General features: G+C 60.8%; 1 protein-coding gene. It reads left to right on the forward strand.

Translation table 11 applies throughout. From position 1 onward, the window contains the following. Nucleotides 1-2084, forward strand: a 2084-nt coding sequence (locus L0H65_RS18890; RefSeq protein WP_301460741.1) for an FAD-dependent oxidoreductase, incomplete at its 5' end; no start/stop codon positions are given. Between the last annotated feature and the right edge of the window lie 37 nt (nucleotides 2085-2121).

The raw sequence follows: 2121 nt of genomic DNA on the forward strand, positions 1-2121 counted from the left end.
TGGATACCGAGATACTGGGGCCTGAGGAGATCTCAAAACTGACCGAGGGCATGGTCAACCTGGAAGGCATCATCGGCGCGCTTTATGACCCGCTTGACGGGCACTTGGACCCGTCCGGCACCACCCATGCCTATGCCAAGGCGGCGCGGATGGGCGGGGCGGAGATCGTGCTGCACAATCGGGTGCTGTCGACGACGCCGACACGCGATGGCTGGGAAGTGGTTACCGAACAAGGCACTGTGACATGCGAACATCTGGTCAACGCCGCAGGGCTTTGGGCGCGGGAGGTTGGCGCGATGGCCGGGGTTTATCTGCCCTTGTTGCCGATGGCGCATCAATATCTGGTCACCGACGATATCCCCGAGATCATGGATATCCTGAAATCGGGGCGTGAGTTTCCGCATGTGATGGACCCCGGCGGCGAAAGCTATTTGCGCCAGGAAGGCCGTGGTCTTTGCATCGGGTTTTATGAGAAACCTTGCGAGCCCTGGTCGGTCGATGGCACGCCTTGGGAGTTCGGCCATGAGTTGCTGAATGAGCAATTCGACAAGATCGAGGATTCGGTGAATTTTGCCTATCGCCGTTTCCCGGTGCTGGAACGCTCCGGCGTCAAGCGGGTGATTCACGGGCCGTTCACCTTTGCGCCCGACGGCAACCCATTGATCGGACCGGTGCCGGGGTTGCGGAATTACTGGTCGGCTTGTGCTGTGATGGCGGGGTTCAGCCAGGGCGGCGGCATGGGGCTGGCGCTAGCGCAATGGATGATTGAAGGCGAAGTCGAGCGCGATCCGCGCGGCTTTGACGTGGCGCGTTTTGGCAACTGGACAACGCCGGGTTATACCGTGCCCAAGGTGATCGAGAATTACCAGATGCGGTTTTCGGTGTCCTACCCGAATGAGGAGCGCCCCGCTGCCCGGCCCTTCCGCACCACACCGATGTATGACGTGTTCGACGGCCTAGGCGCGGTCTGGGGCCAGCAATACGGATTGGAGGTGGTCAATTATTTCGCTTTGCCGGGTCAGCCCCGGTATGAGGAGCCGACGTTCAAACGCTCCAACGCCTGGGAGGCGACGAAGGCAGAAGTGATGGCAGTGCGGGAAGCTGTCGGCATCAACGAGGTACAGAATTTCGGCAAGTATCGGGTGACGGGGCCGCGCGCGCGGGCGTGGCTTGACCGGATGATGGCGGGGTTGATTCCGAAACCGGGGCGGTTGTCGCTCACGCCGATGCTGGCGGAAAGCGGCAAGATCATTGGCGATTTCACCGTGTCATGCCTGTCGGAGACAGAGTTTCAACTGACCGCCAGCTATGGCGCGCAGGGGTGGCATGGCCGCTGGTTCGAGCAGCATCTGGAGAACGGCGTTGGTATCGAGAATATCTCTGACCGACGCTCGGGCTTTCAGATCGCTGGACCAAATGCGCGCGAGTTGCTGAGCCGCGTCACGCGGGCCGACGTGTCGGGTGCTGCGTTCCGGTTCATGGATGTGAAACGCATGACCGTAGGCATGGCCGATTGTATTGTGCAGCGCGTGAGTTACACCGCCGATCTGGGCTATGAGATTTACTGCGATCATATTTCGATGCGGCATCTGTGGACCGTGCTGACGGAGGCGGGGAGTGATCTCGGTCTGCGCCCGTTTGGGATGCGCGCCATGATGAGCCTGCGGCTGGACAAGTTTTTCGGGTCATGGGGACGGGAGTTCAGCCCGGATTATACGCCTTGCGAGACGGGACTTGACCGTTTTATCCGCTGGAACAAGGACGCGGACTGGATCGGCAAAACACCCGCAATGGCGGAAAAGGCGGCGGGCGCGAAACGTGCGCTTTGTGCCTTTATTGTTGATGCGGCGGATGCGGATGTTGTGGCGTGGGAGCCGATCTGGATTGATGGCGAAGTGCAGGGGTTTTGCACAAGCGGCGGCTATTCGCATTTCACCGGGCAATCGGTGGCATTGGGCTTGATCCCGACCGCGATGGCGCAAGAGGGGTTGGCGGTGGAAATCGAGATTTTGGGCGAACGCCGTCCCGCGAGACTGGTCACCACTGCGCTGTTTGACGCCGATGGGGCGCGGATGCGGGGATGAGTGTTTGCCGCAGTTTTGTGGGGGGCTTCCGCCCCCC

This window comes from Pseudorhodobacter sp. (assembly GCF_030452865.1).
GTDB lineage: Bacteria > Pseudomonadota > Alphaproteobacteria > Rhodobacterales > Rhodobacteraceae > Pseudorhodobacter.